The sequence below is a fragment of the Alcanivorax sediminis genome, assembly GCF_009601165.1.
Taxonomy (GTDB): domain Bacteria; phylum Pseudomonadota; class Gammaproteobacteria; order Pseudomonadales; family Alcanivoracaceae; genus Alcanivorax; species Alcanivorax sediminis.
Genome location: NZ_WIRE01000001.1, coordinates 2,196,049 through 2,216,946 on the forward strand (window position 1 = coordinate 2,196,049; position 20,898 = coordinate 2,216,946).

Annotated in this window: 17 protein-coding genes; 7 read left to right on the forward strand and 10 right to left on the reverse strand. The window is 56.5% G+C overall.

What is annotated here, in order from left to right:
* Window positions 1-52 precede the first annotated feature (52 nt).
* The 5 genes from prfB (at window position 53) to GFN93_RS10025 (ending at window position 5,342) form a co-directional block, all read left to right on the forward strand.
* Window positions 53-1,169, forward strand: a protein-coding gene (prfB, locus tag GFN93_RS10005; RefSeq protein ID WP_194285786.1) for a peptide chain release factor 2 whose coding sequence is annotated in 2 segments (ribosomal slippage) — window positions 53-124 and window positions 126-1,169 — 1,116 coding nt in all. Because the reading frame shifts where the segments join, the coding sequence is not laid out codon by codon here.
* Window positions 1,170-1,263: 94 nt separating this feature from the next.
* Window positions 1,264-2,766, forward strand: coding sequence for a lysine--tRNA ligase (lysS, locus tag GFN93_RS10010; protein WP_153500959.1), 1,503 nt, complete (start codon window positions 1,264-1,266; stop codon window positions 2,764-2,766).
* An 88-nt stretch (window positions 2,767-2,854) separates the two neighbouring features.
* Window positions 2,855-3,523, forward strand: a complete 669-nt coding sequence (locus GFN93_RS10015; protein WP_153500960.1) for a TetR/AcrR family transcriptional regulator — start codon at window positions 2,855-2,857, stop codon at window positions 3,521-3,523.
* A complete protein-coding gene (ung, locus tag GFN93_RS10020; protein WP_153500961.1) occupies window positions 3,516-4,199 on the forward strand; it encodes a uracil-DNA glycosylase in 684 nt (227 codons plus the stop codon). Before GFN93_RS10015 ends, ung begins: the two co-directional genes overlap by 8 nt.
* Before the next feature lie 432 nt (window positions 4,200-4,631).
* On the forward strand, window positions 4,632-5,342 hold the full coding sequence (locus GFN93_RS10025) for a phosphoadenylyl-sulfate reductase (protein WP_153500962.1): 711 nt from the start codon (window positions 4,632-4,634) through the stop codon (window positions 5,340-5,342).
* 408 nt (window positions 5,343-5,750) lie between these two features.
* On the opposite strand, the gene GFN93_RS10030 is transcribed toward GFN93_RS10025, so the two are convergent.
* The 10 genes from GFN93_RS10030 to GFN93_RS10075 all read right to left on the reverse strand — a co-directional run bounded on the left by GFN93_RS10030 (window position 5,751) and on the right by GFN93_RS10075 (window position 18,524).
* Window positions 5,751-6,191, reverse strand: coding sequence for a chemotaxis protein CheX (locus tag GFN93_RS10030; protein ID WP_153500963.1), 441 nt, complete (start codon window positions 6,189-6,191; stop codon window positions 5,751-5,753).
* Between the two features lie 29 nt (window positions 6,192-6,220).
* Window positions 6,221-7,045: a CheR family methyltransferase gene (locus GFN93_RS10035; RefSeq protein WP_153500964.1), complete on the reverse strand. Its 825-nt coding sequence runs from the start codon at window positions 7,043-7,045 to the stop codon at window positions 6,221-6,223.
* Window positions 7,042-8,163, reverse strand: a complete 1,122-nt coding sequence (locus GFN93_RS10040; protein WP_153500965.1) for a protein-glutamate methylesterase/protein-glutamine glutaminase — start codon at window positions 8,161-8,163, stop codon at window positions 7,042-7,044. Before GFN93_RS10040 ends, GFN93_RS10035 begins: the two co-directional genes overlap by 4 nt.
* Entirely contained in the window at window positions 8,160-8,543 is a 384-nt protein-coding gene (locus tag GFN93_RS10045; RefSeq protein WP_153500966.1) for a response regulator, read from the reverse strand. Before GFN93_RS10045 ends, GFN93_RS10040 begins: the two co-directional genes overlap by 4 nt.
* A 12-nt stretch (window positions 8,544-8,555) precedes the next feature.
* The gene (locus GFN93_RS10050; protein ID WP_194285787.1) at window positions 8,556-10,571 is read right to left on the reverse strand and encodes a methyl-accepting chemotaxis protein; all 2,016 of its coding nucleotides are present in this window, start codon (window positions 10,569-10,571) and stop codon (window positions 8,556-8,558) included.
* Window positions 10,572-10,594: 23 nt separating this feature from the next.
* Window positions 10,595-11,086: a chemotaxis protein CheW gene (locus GFN93_RS10055; RefSeq protein WP_153500967.1), complete on the reverse strand. Its 492-nt coding sequence runs from the start codon at window positions 11,084-11,086 to the stop codon at window positions 10,595-10,597.
* Entirely contained in the window at window positions 11,076-13,313 is a 2,238-nt protein-coding gene (locus GFN93_RS10060; RefSeq protein WP_153500968.1) for a chemotaxis protein CheA, read from the reverse strand. The genes GFN93_RS10055 and GFN93_RS10060 overlap by 11 nt, the downstream gene beginning before the upstream one ends.
* A 36-nt stretch (window positions 13,314-13,349) precedes the next feature.
* On the reverse strand, window positions 13,350-13,775 hold the full coding sequence (locus tag GFN93_RS10065) for a response regulator (protein ID WP_153500969.1): 426 nt from the start codon (window positions 13,773-13,775) through the stop codon (window positions 13,350-13,352).
* A gap of 426 nt (window positions 13,776-14,201) precedes the next feature.
* Window positions 14,202-17,318, reverse strand: a complete 3,117-nt coding sequence (locus tag GFN93_RS10070) for an efflux RND transporter permease subunit (RefSeq protein ID WP_153500970.1) — start codon at window positions 17,316-17,318, stop codon at window positions 14,202-14,204.
* A 27-nt stretch (window positions 17,319-17,345) separates the two neighbouring features.
* Window positions 17,346-18,524 (reverse strand): efflux RND transporter periplasmic adaptor subunit, encoded by a 1,179-nt coding sequence (locus GFN93_RS10075; protein ID WP_153500971.1) that lies wholly within the window; start codon window positions 18,522-18,524, stop codon window positions 17,346-17,348.
* Window positions 18,525-18,964: 440 nt separating this feature from the next.
* Here GFN93_RS10075 and GFN93_RS10080 point away from each other — a divergent pair, with 440 nt between their 5' ends.
* Together GFN93_RS10080 and GFN93_RS10085 are read left to right on the forward strand one after the other, a co-directional pair.
* A complete protein-coding gene (locus GFN93_RS10080; protein ID WP_153500972.1) occupies window positions 18,965-19,612 on the forward strand; it encodes a TetR family transcriptional regulator in 648 nt (215 codons plus the stop codon).
* A gap of 95 nt (window positions 19,613-19,707) precedes the next feature.
* A complete protein-coding gene (locus GFN93_RS10085) occupies window positions 19,708-20,634 on the forward strand; it encodes a ketopantoate reductase family protein (RefSeq protein ID WP_153500973.1) in 927 nt (308 codons plus the stop codon).
* The last annotated feature ends 264 nt before the right edge of the window (window positions 20,635-20,898 follow it).

The window sequence follows — 20,898 nt, forward strand, 5'->3', positions numbered from 1 at the left end:
GCACTGTCAGGCCCGCATGGCCCGATCATTTGACGATCTGAAGAGAGACGTAATGGAAGTCAATCCGCTGCGCACCCATCTTTCTGAACTCGCTGAGCGTGTGGACGCGCTTAGGGGGTATCTTTGACTATGCTACCAAGCATGAGCGCCTGACAGAGGTTACGCGCGAACTGGAAAGCCCGGACGTCTGGAACAATCCGGAATATGCCCAGGGCCTCGGCAAGGAACGCGCCCAGCTGGAAGGGGTGGTAAAAACCATCGACGAATCTTCCCAGGGCATTGCCGACACTCAGGATCTGCTTGAGCTGGTGGTTGAAGAAGGCGATGAAGACAGCCTGCCGGAAGTGGAAAGCGAGCTGGAGCGGCTGGAAAAACTGGTGGGCGATCTGGAGTTCCGCCGCATGTTCTCCGGCCAGATGGATCCCTGTAATGCCTATCTCGATATCCAGGCTGGCTCCGGTGGAACCGAAGCCCAGGACTGGGGCGAGATGCTGCTGCGCATGTACTTGCGCTGGGGCGAAGCCCACGGCTTCAAGACCGAGCTGGTAGAAGCCTCCGCAGGAGACGTGGCGGGCATCAAATCCGCAACGATTCGTTTCGAAGGCGATTACGCCTACGGCTGGCTGCGGACCGAAACCGGCGTGCACCGTCTGGTGCGAAAGAGCCCCTTCGATTCTGGCGGTCGCCGCCACACCTCTTTCAGCTCCGTGTTCGTGTCTCCGGAAGTGGATGACGATATCGACATCGAGATCGATTTGAGCAACATGCGGGTGGATACCTACCGGGCTTCCGGCGCCGGTGGTCAGCACGTTAACCGGACCGATTCCGCGGTGCGTCTGACCTATGTGTTCAAGGATGAAGGCGGTACCGAGCATACCGTGGTGACCCAGTGCCAGAGCGAGCGCAGCCAGCACCAGAACAAGGACAAGGCCATGAAGATGATGCAGGCCAAGGTCTATGAGCTGGAAATGCAGCGCCGCAATGCCGAAAAGCAGGCACTGGAAAACAGCAAGGCGGACATCGGCTGGGGCAGCCAGATCCGTTCTTATGTACTGGATGATGCCCGTATCAAGGATCTGCGCACCGGTGTTGAAAACCGCAATACCCAGGCGGTGCTCGACGGCGCACTGGATCCCTTTATTGAGGCGTCCCTGAAAGCAGGGTTGTGACAAAGCCAGACGCTTGATGCCGAACGCCGGACGCTACCCCAAAGCGTCAGGCCCCAGGTGTCAGGCATGGGCGCTTTACTGGAAGCACTGAGCTATGAGCCAAGAGCAAACCACACCGAATACTGAAGCCGACCAGCAGGCCGCAGAGAATCGCCTGATTGCTGAGCGTCGTGCCAAGTTGGCAGACCTGCGTGCAGCGGGTAATGCGTTTCCCAACCACTTCCGTCGCGACTCCCTGGCGGCCGAGCTGCAGGCGCAGTATGGCGAGCTGAGCAAGGAAGAGCTGGAGGAGAAGGGCATTCAGGTAGCTGTTGCAGGTCGTCTGATGCTGGACCGCAAGTCCTTCAAGGTACTTCAGGATATGTCCGGCCGTATTCAGATCTATGCCAGCAAGGATGTCCAGCAGGACACCAAGCACTGGGATCTGGGCGACATCATTGGTGTGAAGGGCACGCTGTGCAAATCCGGCAAGGGTGACCTGTATGTGATGATGGATGAGTACCTGCTGCTCACCAAGTCGCTACGTCCGCTGCCCGAAAAGCACAAGGGGCTGACCGACACCGAAGCGCGCTATCGCCAGCGTTATGTGGATCTGATCGTGAACGAGGAAAGCCGTCGCGCTTTCCAGATCCGTGCTCAAGTAGTGGCCGGTATCCGCAATTACCTGGTGAAGAAAGGGTTTGTGGAAGCGGAAACCCCCATGCTGCAGGTTATTCCGGGCGGGGCCACGGCGCGGCCATTCGTGACTCACCACAACAGCCTGGATATGGAGATGTTCCTGCGGATTGCGCCGGAGCTGTATCTGAAGCGGCTGGTGGTCGGTGGTTTCGAGAAGGTATTCGAGATCAACCGCAACTTCCGTAATGAGGGGCTTTCCACCCGTCATAACCCGGAATTCACCATGTTGGAGTTCTATCAGGCCTACGGGAATTACCTGGACCTGATGGATCTGACTGAAGATATGTTGCGCACGCTGGCGCAGGATGTACTCGGCAAGACAGATGTGCATTATCAAGGCGAAGTGTATGATTTTGGTAAGCCCTTCGCGCGCATGACCGTGGTTGAGTCTATCCTTCACTTTAATCCTGATATGGATGCGGCGGCGCTGGCGGATGAGGCCGGTGCGCGCAAGATTGCGGAAGGGCTGGGTATTCCGCTCAAGGACAACTACGGTCTGGGCAAGGTGCAGATCGAGATTTTCGAGAAAACGGTGGAGCACCGACTCAAGGATCCGACCTTCATCACCGAATACCCGACCGAGGTGTCACCGCTGGCGCGCAGAATGGACGATAACCCGTTCGTGACTGAGCGGTTTGAGTTCTTCATCGGTGGCCGTGAGATCGGTAACGGTTTCTCGGAATTGAACGATGCCGAAGATCAGGCGGAACGTTTTCAGGCCCAGGTTGCCGAAAAGGACGCCGGGGATGATGAGGCCATGTTCTTCGATGAAGATTACGTGGTGGCGCTGGAACACGGGCTGCCGCCGACGGCGGGCGAAGGGATCGGCATTGACCGTCTGGTGATGCTGTTTACCGATTCCCCGTCGATCCGCGATGTGATTTTGTTTCCGCACATGCGTCCCCAGGGGCGCGGGTAACCTTTTTTGGGGCACCTTTTGTGCCCCTGCCCGTGCGGGTATTGGGAGAGTGACACAACCCTGTCAATAACAAAGGCTTGCTGTGTCCATGACAAACGTAATTCAGTACCAAGGTCGAAAAGCCCGCCGTGCGGGCAGTGAACAACGCCGACAGGCGATCCTCGAGGCGGCATTGGCGATTATCGTCAAGGACGGTATTCGTTCTGTGCGTCACCGGGCGGTTGCCCGTGAAGCGGATGTTCCGTTATCTGCCACGACTTACTATTTCAAGGATATCTCCGACCTGATCGCAGATACCTTCACGCTGTTTGCCGAGCGTGCCCTCACCGAGGTCATTGAGCCCTTCAAGCAGAAAGCCTTCACGCTGCTGTCGCAATTCTCCCGTTCGTCGCTGGCGGACCCTGTGCAGCGCGAGCGCATGGTCAAGCTGATAGGTCAGATGCTGTCGGGCTTCATCCTTGATGAGTTTCATCAGCGCCGGGGGCATCTCATTGCGGAGCAGGCTTTTTTGCAGGAAGCGGTACTGGATGAGCGTCTGAGAGACCTGGCGGATCTTTATCTGCGCCAGCAGCTGGAAAGCCTGAAGATTGCCACCGAGCTATTCGGCAGCAGTAATCCCCGCCTGGATGCCGAGCTGATTCTCTCCACCATGATGACCCTGGAGCAGCGGCTGCTGGTGCATCCGGAGAATGCCACGGCCGAGTTTGTTGACGCCCGCATGTGCAACCTGATCGACAAGTTGTTGCCCCATGGCTGATACACAGCCTCTGGAAGCCGGTTGGCAACAGCACCTTGGTGGTGAGTTCCAGAAAGACTACATGACCCGCCTGCGCGCCTTTCTTGGCGCCCAAAAGCAGGCGGGCAAGACGGTCTACCCGGCTGGGGCTGATATCTTCAATGCCTTCAACTTCACCCCCTTTGAAAAGGTCAAGGTGGTGATTCTGGGACAGGATCCTTATCACGGCCCCAATCAGGCCCATGGCCTGTGTTTTTCTGTCCAACGTGGCGTAAAGACGCCGCCGTCACTGGTGAATATCTACAAGGAAATCCACCGGGACCTGGGGATCGAAATTCCCTCTCACGGTAACCTGACGCACTGGGCCGAGCAGGGCGTATTGCTGCTCAATGCGGTACTGACGGTAGAGGCAGGGGAGGCCGCCTCACATCAAAAGCAGGGTTGGGAAACCTTTACCGATGAGGCGATAGACCAACTCAACCGCGACCGGGACGGTCTGGTGTTCCTGCTGTGGGGCAGCCATGCCCAGAAGAAGGGGCGCCTGATCGACCGGGAGCGCCATTGTGTGCTGGCGGCTCCGCATCCTTCACCCTTGTCCGCCCACCGTGGTTTCCTCGGCTGCGGGCATTTCTCCCGGGCAAATCAATGCCTGCTGCAGCAGGGGAAAGAGCCCATCGACTGGTCGGTGCCGGAGTGATCTTCAAGCTGCGAGCTATGAGCTACGCTCGATTGGATTAAGAAAGGCCCCTTCCCAGCGTTCCTGGATTTCTACGAAGCAGCCGCAGGAGCGAGCCTGCTCGCGATCCGAGCCCAAGCGAGGTAAGGATTCCAAAGACGCTATTCGAGGCGTTGGCTCTCCTGGAAAACATTTCCTCGCTGCGCTCGATTCGTCCCCTGGAAGAGAGCTCCTAAAGGGTTTGCAGGCGAATCGAGCGAATGCGGAACGCGGTAAGGGTAGCGTAGTCGTCATCTGCAATGGAATTTCGCCGATATGGCGGGCATTTACCCGGAGATCATGTATTCCTTAATATTTCTAATAGGTATAAAAGTATCACTATATATTCCTTTATAATCTTCCCTAAGCTCCTATCATGTCCTCTCGCAATCCTGAAATTGAGGGCTGAAAATCATGGGTAGTGCTCAAATGATTACACGTTTCGGAGACAATACGGCAGGCCTGTCGAAAGAGGCCCTGGCCGAGCTGAACCGTGTGTATCGTCCCCTGAGCTTTGAAGAGCGCATCAGTCGTGTGTACCAGGATTTTGCTCCGGAAAAGATCATGGTGACGTCGTCCTTTGCGGCCACCTCAGCCTATTTCCTGCACATCATTTCCTCCATTCGTCCCGAACAGCCCGTGCACTTTATCGATACCGGCTATCATTTCGAGAAGACCCTGGAGTACAAGGATTACCTGATCGAGCGTTTCGGTCTGACCGTGATCGATGTGAAGCCGGATCCGGACCATCACCAGGTGTCTCTGGACAACCAGATGTGGCAAACCGACCCTGATCTTTGCTGTCAGGTGAACAAGGTCAACCCGCTGGAAGAAGCCAAGGAAAACTACGACCTGTGGATTTCCAGCCTGATGGGTTGGCAGACCGAGCATCGTGCGGGCCTGGAAGTGTTTGAAGAGCGTCGCGGCATGATCAAGTTCAACCCGATGATCGATGTGACCAAAGAGCAGCGTGACACCTACATTGCCGAGCATGACCTGCCGTTCCACCCGCTGGTGGCGGAAGGCTATGACTCCATCGGCTGCAGCCACTGTACCTTCAAGGGTGAAGGGCGTGATGGTCGCTGGAAGGGCAAGAGCAAGACTGAGTGTGGTATTCATTTGTAACTGAGACGCTGCACTCATCACGCTTCATGCAATACGCGAAAGGCCGCTCCCGAAAGGGGGCGGCCTTTTTTGTGCCGCTTTGCGGCCGCCACCGGCAACACGCAACATGCGGCACGCAAAGATCAAAAGTGGGTTTACCACAGAGTTCACTGAGGGCGGAGTAAAGCGCTGGAGTAGCACATTCCCGCAAACTCGCGATGAACCACTTTTTTGTGGTGGTCTGTTTGGTCAGGATTCTGGAATCCAGGATGTTCGGCGAGGCGGCTTGGGATCGCCATGCAAGCATGGGCTCCTACGGGAAGCCGGGTGTCGTGGTAAAGCTCAGCCCCATCGTGATGAAGGTTCGTAAGCCGCCGGAAGCGCTACACGCGTTTGGATCCGGCTACGGATCGCGTGTAGCGTGATGCGTCAATGCAATCCAGGCTGCACACAGATCAACAGATGGCCAGCCTTGTTGTCGCTGAGCTGAACCAGTAGTGAGCCCTGGCTGGCTTCCGGGACAGTTTCCAGGCTCACAGGCAGGGAGAGTTGGCTGGGGCCGGGGAGGATGGCCTTGATATTGCCGGCAATGATGTTGGTCAACTCGGTGAGTGCGTCGGTGATATCCCGTGCGTCAACACTGTCATCCTCCTTGCGGAACATGGCGGCAGCAATGCGACGGCTGAGCTCGTCACTGCTGCTGATGGTGATGCTGCCTTTCCAGCCACCCGAGATAGTGATCGCCGCCCCCCGGGGCAGGGTCGTCGCCGGCGCCTGTTCTGTATGCACCGGAATTTTCAGAAAATCATTCATGACTGTGCTGCCAATACGGGCGATCTTCATTGACAGTTGCGCTGATTGAGAGTCCATGTTGTGCACCTCTTTTAAACTGATCGGGCTTAGGCAGGTTGGAAGAACGAGCCGTATTTACTGGCCTGAACCGGCTTGAAACCACTGCACTTTTCCAGGTTTTCGGCGGCACCGAGCAACAGGTAGCCGTCATGTTGCATTTGCCGGCGCATCTTGCTGAGTACCAGGTTGCGATCCGCGATGGTGAAATACAGCAACACGTTGCGTAGCAGCACAATGTCGAAGGAGGGTAGCTCTTCAGGCCACTGATGGATCAGGTTGATGGACTGGAAGTCCACCTTGTCGCGTAGCGGCTTTTTTACCTGCCACTCAAGACCATCCTGCTCGAAGTTCAGTGCCATCATTCTTGCGGGCAGCCCCCGGTTCATTTCGGTAAGGCTGTAGCGGCCACTGCGTGCCTTGTTCAGGGACTTGCGGGAAAAATCGCTGGCAATGATCTGCACATCCCAATCCTTCAGTTCGGGAAAGCGTTCTTCCAGCAACATGGCAATGCTGTAGGCCTCCTGTCCGGTACTGCAGGCGGCGCTCCATATCTTTAGTGATCTTTCCCTGCGACGGCGCTCCATCAGGTTGGGGAGCATGTGATCAACGAAACTCTCGTTGAAAATAGGGTCACGGAAAAAATAGGTTTCATTGATGGCCATGGCTTCGACGAGCTGACAGCGCAGTTCATCTTCAGGATCGTTGCAGGCCTTTTCGATCAGCGCATTGATGTCGCCACGAGTGTATTCCCGGGCCAGACTGTGCAGACGAGCTTCGGCCAGGTAGGCCTTGTCATCGGGCAGGTTCACGGCAATACGTTCGAACAGCAAATTACGCAGGTGGCTGTAATTTTCGGGGTGGATTTCGCTCATCCCTGAACCTCTTGGTTTTGCTTTCCTTCCTTTCTTTCCAGTCGGGAGCGAAAAGTCGGGCGGCCACGGTTTACCCTTCGAGTAATTTCATCGGCCATCCTGATCAACGGAAACTCGGCGGTGGCCAGGCCAGCACGGGAAACCGAGCCGGGCATGCCCCAGACGGCACTACTGGCGCGATCCTGGATCAATATTTGAGCTCCCGCTTCTGACAGCTTGCGGCAGCCATCCAGGCCATCCTGGCCCATGCCGGTGAGTACCACCGCGAGGGTGTTGGCGCCGAAATGCTCTGCGGCGGTGTTAAAGAGAATATCCACCGCCGGGCGGCAAAAGTTCACCGGTTCGGAGCGGAGCGGGGCAGCCACTATTTGATCGCCATGACGGGAAACGGTCATGTGATAGTCGCCGGCGGCGAGCAATGCCTGGCCGGGTTCGATGACTGTGGGCTCGTTACATTCTTTAATGGATAGTTTGCTGTTCTGGTTGAGTCGTTCAGCCAACGCCTTGGTAAAGACTGCAGGCATGTGCTGCACCAGCAGAATCGGCACGGGGAAGTCCTCTGCAAGAGCCGGCAGGATTTCACCCAACGCCTTGGGCCCACCCATGGAAGAACCGATGACCACCAGATCGACCCGGGACGGGATACGCCGGTAGGCAGGGTTGGGAACAAAGGTGGCTGTGGGTATGCGGGTGGGTGTATTAACCGGCTCAAGCTTGAACAGGGATTTGATCTTGCTGAGTAAGCTGTTGCGGATATAGTCACGTGCTTCTGCTGCTGTACCCACCATGGCGGGTTTAGGTACATAGTCATTGGCACCCAGTGACAGCGCCTCGATGGTGACCATGGCGCCGCGTTCGGTGATGGAGCTGAATACCAGGACGGGTAACGTGGATTGCCGTGCTTTCAATGCCTTGAGCATTTCAAGTCCGCCCATGCCAGGCATTTCCACATCCAGGATCAACAGATCCGCTTCGACACGTGTCAGTCGCTCCAGGCCCTGCTGACCATCGGAGGCGGTGCCGACAACGACAATCTCCGGATCTTCTTCCAGGATCTGGGTGAGGATGTGCCGCACGGCGGCGGTATCATCCACCAGAAAAACACGGATGCGATTCATGCGTGGCGCAACCCCAGCATTTCGAGTTTGCTGGCCAGGGCTTCGGACGAAAACGGTTTCATCAAATATTCATCCGCGCCGGCGGTGAGCGCTTCCACCATGTGGCCGACTTCAGCCTCACTGGTGACCACTAGGAGTTTCATGTTGGTGTAGCAGTTTTTTTCCCGAACAGCCTTGATGAAATCGAGCCCGTTCATGACCGGCATGTTCCAGTCCACCAGTGCCAGGGTGGGGATGTTGGCGTCTCCCTCGAGCAGGGAGATGGCCTGTTGGCCATCTCCTGCCTCGTGGGTTTCGTAGCCAAGCTGGTTCAGCAAGTCACCGAGAATGAGGCGCATGGCCCGTGAGTCATCAATGACAAGTGCTTGCGGAGTCGCCATGGCTGTTTCTCCTTACTTGCTCTGGTTGTCTGCTCGTGAGTTGCGCTCGGCATCCACGACCAGGGTTTGCAGATCCGCAGACAGCTTGGCCAGCTCCGCCGCAGCCTGGCGCATGCTTTCCACGCCGGCGTTGGTGCTCTTGGCGGCTTCTGCCACACCACTGATGTTGGAGGCTACTTCGTTGGTGCCTTTGGCGGCATCACCGACACGACGTCCCATTTCATTGGTGGTAATGGTCTGCTCTTCAACCGCAGAGGCGATGGAACCCTGTACCTGGCTGATGTGATGGATTACTTCGCTGATACGGGCAATGCCTTCGATAGCGCCTTTCACGTCCACCTGGATGGCTTCGATCTTCTGACCGATGTCCTCGGTGGCCCGGCCGGTTTCCTTGGCCAGCTCTTTCACTTCGTTGGCCACCACCGCGAAACCTCGGCCAGCGTCTCCGGCACGGGCGGCTTCGATGGTAGCGTTCAGGGCAAGCAGGTTGGTTTGTTGGGCAATACCGGTAATCACCTTGATGACCTTGCCAATTTCAGCACTGCTGGTGCCCAGGCTGCTGATAGTGGTGTTGGTGCCTTCGGCAATGCTTACCGCCTCGTCAGCGACGCGCGCTGCGTCGGTGGCGTTCTTGGCAATTTCCTTGATGCTGGCACCCATCTCCTCGATGCTGGTGGAGACCGCCTGCACGTTTTCGTTGATATCATCAGCCGTGTTCACTGCCGAGTTCGCTTCACGGCTGGTGATAGCGGCGTTGGAACCCATCTGGTCGCTGGTGGCAATCATTTCCTCGGAGGAAGTTGCCAGGACCTCAACCGTGCCACGGATACGCTCTTCCAGCAGGACTTTCTCGGTCACGATTTCCCAGGTCAGCATCGGCCCGACATAGCTGCCTTCGGCATCGTAGATGGCGTTCACCAGAAGATCAGCCTTCTCATCGCCAATGTTGATGCGGGCGCGGTAGGGCAGGTTGGTCGGGTCGGAAAGGATGCGACGTTGATGCTCCGGACGCTTGTGGAAAATATCAATGTTGGCGCCCAGCAGTTCATGGGCCTTGATCGGTAGATGCGCTTCCAGCTTCTTCATGGTGACAGTGGCGGAAGGGTTCAGGTAAATGATTTTCAGGTCGCGATCACACAGGAACACGTTGGTAGGCATCTGGTCCACCATGTTCATTACCCGGCGGAATTCATTCTCCTGACGCAGTTCGGTGGTCACATCTTCCCAGCATACGGTGTAGCCAGCGATCTGGTTTTGACCGGTGAGCACCGCATTGATACGGGTTCGCAGGGTAACGCCGCCAAAGTTGAAGTCCGCTGAGTGCGGCATGGCGTTAGGGTTGCGCAGGATGCTTTCTACCCGTTTGGGGTCGCGGTGGAAGCGGTGAATATGGCCATTGAGAATTTCTTCAATGCGCACCCCAAAGGTGTTGTAGATGGGCTGGGCAATGGTGGCCAGTGTTTCGGTGGCACGGGGGTTGATATAGACAATGTTCAGGTTGGTGTCCGCCACAAAGACGTTGGCCTGAAGACTTTCCAGGGTGGCTTTTACCCCTTCGAGGCTGTCTGTAACAGACGTTTCCAGGTCCACGTCACGCAGGGCGACATCGCTGGCTGGCTGGTTACCATTTGTCTGAGATGTATTTGGCTCGTTCACGATCTGCTCCTTGAGGGGTGCTACTGCCTGCATGATTTGTTCGGCAAGGTCTTCATCGACGCCAACGGCCAGCAAGGTGTCGTGCAGATGCCCGGCGACCTTGTCGAAAGATTTGGCGGTGATGTTCAGGGATTTATGTGCCGCAACCATGTCGCGACCGTTGTATTTCTGTGGCCCGCCGAGGGCCTGGCTGAAGAACTTGACCTGTAATTTCTCCAGGCCCTTACGCTGCTTGAGGCGGAAGTAGGGGGCGAGCGATGGGTCGGCCAGCACTCGGTCATAAAATTCCGACACTACCGCGGTGATTGCCGGCTCGCCGCCAACCTTGCTGTAGATGGAATCGTCATTGATGTTGTTCTGTTCATTATTCATCAGTCACTTTCCTTGTTGCTGGCTTACTGCAATACACTACGTGTGCTCTCGCTCAGCGAGCGCGTGCACATTTCGTCATCAAGCAGGGTGTCGAGATCAAGAAGCAGGTGCAGCGTGTCCTGCACCGAAAAAACCCCATACATGAACCGTCGCGCAGCTCCTTTCAGAGTCTCCGGGGGCGGTTCAATTTCTTCAGGATTGATGGTGATAATGTCGCCGATCTGATCGACCATCAGACCGACCTGCTCACCATCGTGATTGATGATGATGTTGAAGATGGTGTCTTCATCATCCTCATCATCACTTCTTACTTTTTCGGCCAGTCGCAGCACCTTGCGCAGGGCGATGGCGGGGACAATACGGCCGCGAATATTCATCAGCCCCATCACGCCAGGCGGCGCGAGAGGAATGTCGGTGATCTGGTGGTTGGCGAGCACTTCCTGCACGTTATCAACGATCACGCCATAGTTCTTGTCAGCCACTGTAAAGGTGCAGAGCAGTTGATCAGTGTTCATCGTGGCCCCCGTTATTGTTCTGGTCGCGGTAATGGCGGATCAGGGCATCGCTGTCGATAAAGTCGGTAACATGGCCCTGGAGGATGCCGGCACCAAGCACACCATCACTCTGGGCGACTCGTTCAATGTTGGCCGTGTTGTCGGAAACAATGTCGATGATGTCATTCACCACCAGGCCAACCTCTCCAAACTCGGTGGGCTGTACCACGATGCGGATCATTTCATTGTCTTCATCATCCGTACTGATGTTGTTCCCCAGACGGATCAGCGGAAGAATCTTGCCGCGGTACTGAATGACTTCACGCCCGGCGGAATACTCGATGCTATCGATGCGGATTTCTTCGAGTCGGGAGACCTTCGACAGGGCAATGGCTGAGCGGCCGGTCTGTTCGTTGGGACGAACCAGCAAGTAGTTTTCGGCCACATTGATGGGCTGATGGGTTCTGTCGTCCATGTTGGCCTGCTGGTTGAGTTTGCGGTCCTGACGTGTCACGCCGGCGAAATCCGCTGTGGACTTCACATCCAGAATCAGTGCGACACGGCCGTCGCCCATGATGGTGGCGCCAGCAAAACAGGGGTTATCCTTGAGCAGTCGGCCGAGTGGTTTAACGACAATTTCTTCGGTGTCACGCACGTCATCGACCAGCAGACCGAATTCCTGTTGATCTGCAGTAAGGACGAGAATGAACTGGTCGTGTTGCTTGTCCGGTGTGCCCATGTGCATGAGGGTGCGCATGTCCACCAGGGGCAGTAGGCGACCTCGCAGACGGTAAACCAGCGCGTCGTGAACGGTCTGGATATCTTCATCCAGCTTGTCCGCTTCAACGTAAACCACTTCCAGCAGGTTGACCTGAGGAATGGCAAAACGCTGGTGCAGACAACGCACAATCAGGGCAGGAACAATGGCCAGAGTCAGCGGAATCTTCAGTTTAAACGTGGTGCCCTGACCGGGAGTGCTCTTGATATCAATGGAGCCACCGATGCGTTCCACATTGTTTCTGACCACATCCAGACCAACGCCTCGACCAGAAAGATCATTCACTGTTTCGGCGGTAGAGAAACCAGGCTGGAAGATATAACGGATCTTTTCACGTTCAGTCAGTGAGTCCACCTGATCCGGATGGAGCAGTCCTGCCTCAATGGCGCGGCGAACAATTTTCTTGCTGTCCAGCCCTTTACCGTCGTCGCTGATTTCAACGGTGACGTTACCGCTTTCGTGGTAGGCACTCAGTGTCAGGCTGCCCGCTTCCGGTTTTCCTGCGGCCAGACGGACTTCCGGCGACTCAATACCATGGTCAACCGCATTACGGACCAGATGAATCAGCGGATCGCGAATGGCTTCAAGCAAACTGCGATCCAGTTCAGTGTCGCCACCCTTGAGTGTCGGATTGACCTTTTTGCCGGTTTTCTTTTCCAGGTCACGGAGCAGGCGAGGGTAGGTCGCCCAGGCGTTGCGGATAGGCTGCATGCGGGTTTGCATCAGGCCTTCCTGCAATTCGCTGGTGACGAGATTAAGGCGCTGTGAAAGGTTGACCAGCTGAGAGTCATTTTGACTTGCTGCATGTTGCAGTAGCTGGTTGCGGGTCAGCACCAGCTCACCGACCACATTCATCAGTTTGTCCAGCAGAACAACATCAACACGAACGGTACTCTCGGTTGGAGTGGGTGCCGCTGTCGAAGAGAGTTCTGCCCCGGCTTCATGCTCCTCGTGGTCGAGTTCGCCGCTTTCGCCTTCATTCTCATGATGAGGCTGGTCGTCGTCGGAGGCTTCACTGACGGTAACGGCAGTGGTGGTCTCTACGCCAGGCTCGGGAATTACAACAGCGGGTTCAGTGGCACTTTTCTCAGGGACAAGGGCATGAAGACGTGCCATCAATTCATCTGGCGCTGCTTTACCGTCGTTACCTTCGTTATTGATATGTTTCAGGAAGACGCGAATTTCATCGATGCCGTCCAGTAATGCGGCGGCGGCATCCAGATCCATCTTCAGGTGCCCGTCGCGCATGGCGCCGAGGATGTCTTCGAGAAGATGGGTCAGGGCTTCAAGGTGACTAAAGCCAAAGAAGCCGCAGGTGCCTTTGATGGTATGAATGGCGCGGAATGCGCTGGCGACACAATCACTGTCATCCGGGGCGCGTTCCAGTGCGACGATGTCCTGTTCCAGTTGCGCAAGATTTTCATCACTCTCGATCAGAAAACTTTGTAGCGCTTTATCATTTTGTGGCATGACCAATCCCGGTTGTGTGGTTGTTCTTCTGTCCGGTCAGGCAGAGGTCTGCTTCATCAGGGAGGTGAGTCGCATCACTGATCGCAGGTCGCTGTCGTGGGGCGGTTTGACCAGGTAGTTGTTACAGCCGGCCTTGTGGCCAGCCATGTGGGATTCAGCAGATGTGATACTGGAGAGCATGGCGATGCGGGCAGTGACGCCCATGTCACGAAGTTTTGCGCAGGCCTCAAGCCCTCCCATGCCAGGCATTTCCACATCGAGAAAGATCAGGTCAAAGGTGGCTCGTTCTGCACACGTGATGGCTTCGTTGCCATCAGCGGCCTGAAAGACTTCGATGTCGAAATTGTCTTCAGCAAGTTCATAGAGTTTGGCGATGATCAGGCTGCGGACAGCGGTGCTGTCGTCCACCACCAGAATGGAGAGTCTGTCCTTGACCTTGTGCGGTATAGCTGCTGCTTCCATGTTTGACCTCAATATTCCCTTGGGGGTGTCGAAGTGGAATGTCCACTTCCCCTTTACCTACTGAGGAGTAGGTCGACGTCTCTAGATGTAAAGGATCTGTGAAGGTCGGGAAACAATTTGAGGACAAGTGGTCTATAGGGGGCGACGTCTGCTTTATATTTTTTTTCGCTATAAGGCAGCGACCTTTGTCTCAAATTCCAATCCTTGGAGAGCCGTTTACAGTCTTATTCCTTGACGACATATTCACGTTAATCCCGAATGTTCAGGCACGGCTCCCCCCAAAAGACGAGCGCATCCTGAATGGAGATGAATGGAATTTCTTATAGACTCAGGTATTAGAGACAGGTCGTATTTGCAGGGTCGCAAAGACCATTCAGCCCGCCAGGGGGCGGGCTGAATGCTGAGGGAGGGGGCGTTGACGAGGTTTTAGTCGTGTTTGCCGTGCAAGGGCACGCCGGACAGCTTTCTCACTACCACATAGAACAGGGGAATGAAGAAGATCGCCAGTACGGTGGCCGCCAGCATGCCGCCAAATACCCCGGTACCAATGGCATTACGTGCACCCGCGCCAGCGCCGGTGCTGATCATCAGCGGGGTCACCCCGAGCATGAAAGCCAGCGAGGTCATCAGGATGGGGCGCAGTCGCATGCGCACCGCTTCAAGCGTGGCCTTGAGCATGTGCTCCCCTTTATTCTCCAGATCCAGGGCAAACTCCGCGATCAGAATGGCGTTCTTGGCCGAGAGCCCAATGGTGGTGAGCAGGCCCACCTGGAAGAACACATCATTATTGAGACCCCGGAATGTCGCCGCCAGAACGGCACCCAGAATCCCCAGTGGCACCACCAGCATCACCGCGAACGGGATAGACCAGCTTTCATAGAGCGCCGCCAGGCACAGGAATACCACCAGCAGGGAGATTGCATAGAGGGCCGGGGCCTGATCACCGGACTGGCGTTCCTGATATGACATGCCTGTCCACTCAAAGCCGAAGCCCGGCGGAAGTTTGGCAGCCAGTTCTTCCATGGCATCCATGGCGTCACCGGTACTGTATCCCGGAGCTGCGTTGCCCTGAATGTTCACAGAGGACACGCCGTTGTAACGCTCCAGCTTGGGTGAGCCGTAGCTCCAGTGACCGGTGGCGAAGGCGGAGAACGGCACCATCTCGCCCTGATTGTTACGTACAAACCAGTCATCGATATTTTCCGGCAGCATCCGGAAGGGCGCATCGGCTTGGACATAAACGCGCTTCACACGGCCACGGTCAACAAAGTTGTTCACGTAACTGGAGCCCCAGGCGATCTGCAGGGTGCTGTTGATGTCGGTAATGGTCAGCCCCAGTGCCTTGGCCTTTTGCTGGTCCACATCGATCTGGTATTGCGGGCTGTCTTCCAGACCGTTGGGGCGCACACCGACGAGGCGTGGATCCTGGCTGGCCATGCCAAGCATCATGTTGCGGGCATTGATGAGCGCCTCATGGCCCTGGCCAGCTTGGTCCAACAGCTGGAAATCGAAGCCACTGGCATTGCCTAATGCCGGAATAGAAGGGGGGCTGAGGGCAAACATCATGGCTTCGCGGATGGTGGAGAAGTAACCCATGGCACGCCCGACTACCTGATTGGCTCCGTCCACGGACAGGTCGCGCTCGGACCAGTCCTTGAGATCCACGAAGGCCATACCGGCATTCTGCCCACGACCAGTGAAGCTGAAGCCCGCCACGGTGAACAAGCCGTCCACGGCGGAGCTTTCTTCATTCAGGTAGTAATCCTCCATTTTCTCCAGCACCTTCACTGTCTGTTCCTGGGTGGAACCGGCAGGCAAGGTCACCAGCGTAAACAGGATGCCCTGGTCCTCGTCGGGCAAGAAGCTGGAGGGCAGACGAAGGAAACTGAAACCGAGCACGCCGACGATGACCACGTAAATCAGCAGGTAGCGTCCACGGCGGCCAAGGATTTTCTCCACGCTGCCCTGATACTTGCGGCTGCTACGCTCGAAGTTGCGGTTGAACCAGCCGAAGAAACCGTGATCGGTTTGATGCTCGCTGTCCTTGGCCTTGAGCATGGTGGCACACAGGGCCGGTGTCAGGATCATGGCGACCAGTACCGACAGCACCATGGCAGACACAATGGTGATAGAGAACTGACGATAGATGGCACCGGTTGAGCCGGGGAAGAACGCCATGGGGATGAATACGGCGGAGAGCACCAGGGCAATACCCACGAGGGCGCCGGTAATCTGGCCCATGGATTTGCGCGTGGCCTCCTTGGGCGGCAGCCCTTCCTCATGCATCACCCGTTCCACGTTCTCCACCACCACAATGGCATCATCCACCAGCAGGCCAATGGCCAGCACCAGGCCGAACATGGTCAGGGTGTTGATGGAGAAACCAAAGGCGGCCAGTACGGCGAAGGTGCCCAGCAAGACCACCGGTACCGCCAGGGTGGGGATCAGGGTGGCCCGGAAATTCTGCAGGAACAGGTACATCACCAGGAATACCAGAATGATGGCCTCAAACAGCGTGTGTACCACTTCCTCGATGGAGATACTGACGAAGGGGGTGGTGTCGTAGGGATACACCATCCTCATCTGTTCCGGAAAAAACGGTTCCAGCTCGCTCAGACGTTGGCGCAGCAGATCGGCGGTCTCCAGCGCGTTGGCGCCGGTGGCCAGGCTCACGGCGAGACCGGCAGCAGGCTGACCGTTGTAACGGCCGGCCACATCGTAGTTCTGTGCCGCCAACTCCACCCGCGCCACATCATGCAGAAACACCTGGGAACCATCCGGGTTAACCCTGAGCAGGATATTGCTGAACTCTTCGGTCGTTTCCAGACGTGTCTGGGCAATGATGGTGGCATTGAGTTGCTGACCGGGCACAGCAGGAGCGCCACCCAGCTGGCCGCTGGCCACCTGGTTGTTCTGCACCTGAATGTTCTGAACCACATCCTGCGGTGTGAGATCAAACTTGTTCAGCTTGTTCGGGTCCAGCCAGATACGCATGGCATAAGGGGCGCCAAACAACTGAATTTGTCCGACGCCGGGCACACGGCTAACCGGGTCCTGGATGTTAGAGGAGACATAGTCGGCCAGGTCGGCGCGAGTCATGCTGCCGTCCTCGGTGGTGAAGCCCACCACCATCAGGAACGAATCTGACGACTTGGTGACCTGCATACCCTGTTGCTGAACTTCCTGGGGCAACAGGGGCGTGGCGAGCTGCAATTTGTTCTGCACCTGTACCTGGGCGATGTCGGGATCAGTGCCTGGCGCAAAGGTCAGGCTGATCTGGGCATTACCGAAGGAATCGCTGCTGGAGTTCATGTACATCAGGTTGTCGATGCCGCTCATTTGCTGCTCGATCACCTGGGTGACGGAATCCTCCACCGTTTTTGCCGAGGCGCCAGGGTAGTTACCGGCAATGGTCACCTGCGGCGGAGCCACGGAGGGGTACTGCTCGATGGGCAGGGTATAGATGGCCAGGGCACCGGCCATCATCATGATGATGGCGATTACCCAGGCAAAGATGGGGCGGTCAATAAAAAATCTGGCCATGAGAATCCCGCTTCTCTGAAAGCTGCGTTAGTGGGCTGCGTTAGCGGTGTTGTTGGTGGAGTCTGCTTTGCTGGCAGTATCCACCGGGGTGACCGGCATGCCTGGCTGTATGCGTTGGAGGCCATCCACGATCAGACGGTCGCCTTCCTTCAGCCCCTGGCTGATCAACCACTGGCTTTTCACGGCGCGCTCGGTGGTCACATTCACTTTTTTCACCATGTTCTCGCTGTCGATCAGCATGGCGAAGGCCTGGCCGGTGGGGTCACGGGAAATGCTTTTCTGGGGAACCAGAATGGTATTGCTGCGCTGTCCCTCAGGCAGGCGGCCACGGACAAACATGCCGGGCAACAGATCCTCATCCGGATTGGGGAACAGGGCACGCAGGGTTACGGAGCCGGTGCTTTCATCCACGGCATATTCGGAAAACTGCAAGATGCCGGGCTGTGGATAGGCGCTGCCGTCTTCCAGTAACAGGGTGATGCGGGCCTGATCTTCGCTGACTTGTTCCAGCTCGCCTGCGGCCATGGCCTTGCGCAGCTGGCGCAGGTCGTTGCTGGACTGGGTGAGGTCAACAAAGATCGGATCAAGCTGGCGAATGGTAGCCAGTGCCTGGGCTTGATTGGCGGTGACCAGGGCACCGGCAGTGACACTGGAGCGACCAATACGACCGTCAATGGGAGCACTGATGGTGGCGTAATCCAGATTGATCTGGGCACTTAGCAGGCTGGCGCGGGCGGCGGCGACTGCCGCCTTGTTCTCATCCAGTTGAGCCCGGGCTTCGTCGTATTCCTGCTGGCTGACGGAGCGCTTTTCCAGCAGCTGGCGAAAGCGCTTCTCACGCAGTTCGTTGGAGTGCAGGGTTGCCTGGGCCCGTGCCAGTTCGGCGCGGGCAGTGGCTACGGTAGCGCGGTAGGTGCGGTCATCAATTTGATAGAGCGGTTGGCCGGCCTTTACTTCCTGGCCTTCCTGGAAAAGACGCTCCTTGATCACGCCACTGACTTGCGGGCGTACTTCCGCGATACGGTGTGCGGTGGTACGGCCGGGCAGTTCCCGGTTGAGGGTCACGGTTTCGGCGTTGACCGTCATGAAGCCCACCTCAGGAGCTTGCTGCTGCATCTGGCCTGCCTGGTTGCCACTGTCGCTGCAGGCTGCCAACTGGAGCCCAACCAGCACTGCCATGGTGGAAAGAATGAGACCGCTGCGCATAGTTACCTCTATTCCCTGAAATCACGGCGCAACGACCACGGCTTTCGTGGCAGTTGCGACGGAGTTGTAATAAAAATGAATCAAGTTCATTATAGATACATACATCCTTGAATGTATACAGCTGACCACGCAGTTCGTTCGACTTTTTCGATCCATGGGAGCCTCTGAATAAGTCCTTACGTGCTCAGCGTGGCCTGAAGCGTGCAGCTGTTGTGTCTTGTCTCGATGGTCAGGGTGGTTCCCTTTCCAAGAGGCAGGGCGCAGCAGGTGGGCGCTTCAGGCCGCGCCCTCCGGGTCTTCCAGGCTGGCCCGCACTCGTTGTTGCGCTTTTTCGACAGGCAACCAGCATGCCTTCAAAAGCGCGCCTAGATTGCGAACCAGCCTGAAAGACTGAGCATGCAAGGAGTTATTCAGAGGCTCCCTTGCCCACAGGTCACCCTATGGTTCGGCGTACAAAATCAGAAGCCCTTGAAACCCGTACCCGGATACTCGATGCCGCAGAGCAGGTTTTCCTGCACAAGGGTGTCTTGTCCGCTTCACTCAACGATATTGCCTCGGAAGCAGGGGTAACTCGAGGGGCCATCTATTGGCATTTCAAAAACAAACACGATCTGTTCATGGCCATGGTCGAACGGGGCCGCCTGCTTTTCGACATTCTCTCTGAAAAAGCCGAAGCCCCGGATGAGCCGGATCCGCTGGGTCGCCTTGCCGAATTTCTGAGGTTTCTTCTCCAGCAGGTCGTTAACGACCCGGGCCAGCGTCGCATCTTCGAGATCATGTTCCACAAGTGTGAGTTCAGTGGTGAGAATCTCGCATTACTGGGGCTGCAACGTGACAAGTGCCGGGAGTCGTCCAGTCGGCTGGGCAGGGTGTTGCGAAACGCGATCCAGCGTGAGCAGTTGCCGGCTAACCTGGATGTGGATCGGTCTGTGGTCTGGCTGCATAGTCAGCTTACCGGCATGATCATGTACTGGCTGCTGGATCCGGAGAGTGTGGATCTTGGTGAACAGGCCTGCGGTTTTGTGGACACCTGCCTGTACTCCCTGGCTCACTGCCCAGCACTTCATTTGCGCCAGATGCCGGGCTGAGCCCATGCTGGCATATCGCCGGTTGTGTGCCGCATATGATGAGCACGCTCTGCCTTTATCAATGAAAAGCAATCTCCGTTTTATGAGGAATATCCATGACTCAGACTCCCTCGGTACTGGTGGTTGGTGCCGGCGCCATTGGCAGCTTTTACGGCGCATTGCTGAAAAAGGCCGGTTGTCATGTCAGTGTGGTGCTGCGTTCGGATTATGAGGTGGTCAGCCAGTCCGGATTTGAGATCAGCAGCCCCATGGGCAACCTTTCCTGGCAACCGGATCGAGTCTATCGCGATGGAGATAGACCCGATGCGGCACCGGACTACCTCCTTTTGTGCGTGAAGGTGATACCGGGAGTGGATCGGGCAGCCCTGGTGCGCCCGTGGATGGGAAAAAACACCACCCTGGTCCTGATCGAGAACGGTCTGGATATTGAGCGGGAGCTGGCCGACACGTATCCGGCCAATCCGTTAGTGAGTTGCCTCGCGTTTATCGCAGTCAGCAGGACTGCGCCCGGGCAGGTGAGTCATCAGGCCTATGGGCAACTGGTGATGGGAAACTTCCCGAAAGGGTTCGATAGCCATTGCGAGCGGTTGACGGGGCTGTTTCGCGAGGCGGGTATCAAGGTAGACCAGAGCCAGGCCATCGTGGGTGAGCGCTGGCGAAAGTGCGTCTGGAATGCGGCTTTTAACCCTCTCAGTGTGCTTTGCAATGGCGCCGATACCCTCACTATGCTGGATGCCGAGGGCGGCGAAGTGCTGATCCGTAACCTGATGCGAGAAGTTATGGCGGTGGCAAAGGCGGACGGTTACCCGCTGCCCGAGGATCTTGTCGAGAAGAACATACCGGGTACCCGGGCCATGGGCGCCTACAAGAATTCCATGGCGCTGGATTATTTGAATGATCGCCCCATCGAGCTGGATGCCATTCTGGGTAACGTGGTCGCTATTGCTCGCCAGCACCAGGTAGCAGTTCCGCATCTTGAAACCATTCTGGTGGCATTGAGAATGCGCCAGCCCTCTTCATAAGACCGGTTGTACGCCCGCAAAACTGTGGCAGGGATGGCGAGCAGGTATCAAGAGAGCCACAGCGTGGATGAAAACGTCATGCTGCGGCTTTTTTTGTCACCTTTTTGTTAGGTAATTATTGGATCAGCGCAAATACGCTTATGAAGAGTGTCGGCATCAGCGGCACTGTAAATGTAGAGGTTTCCGGCTGAGACAAAACATCAATTTCGTTTCTGTATACCCCGGGAGTAGATAAACCACTGATTTTTGAGAACTTTTGAATTA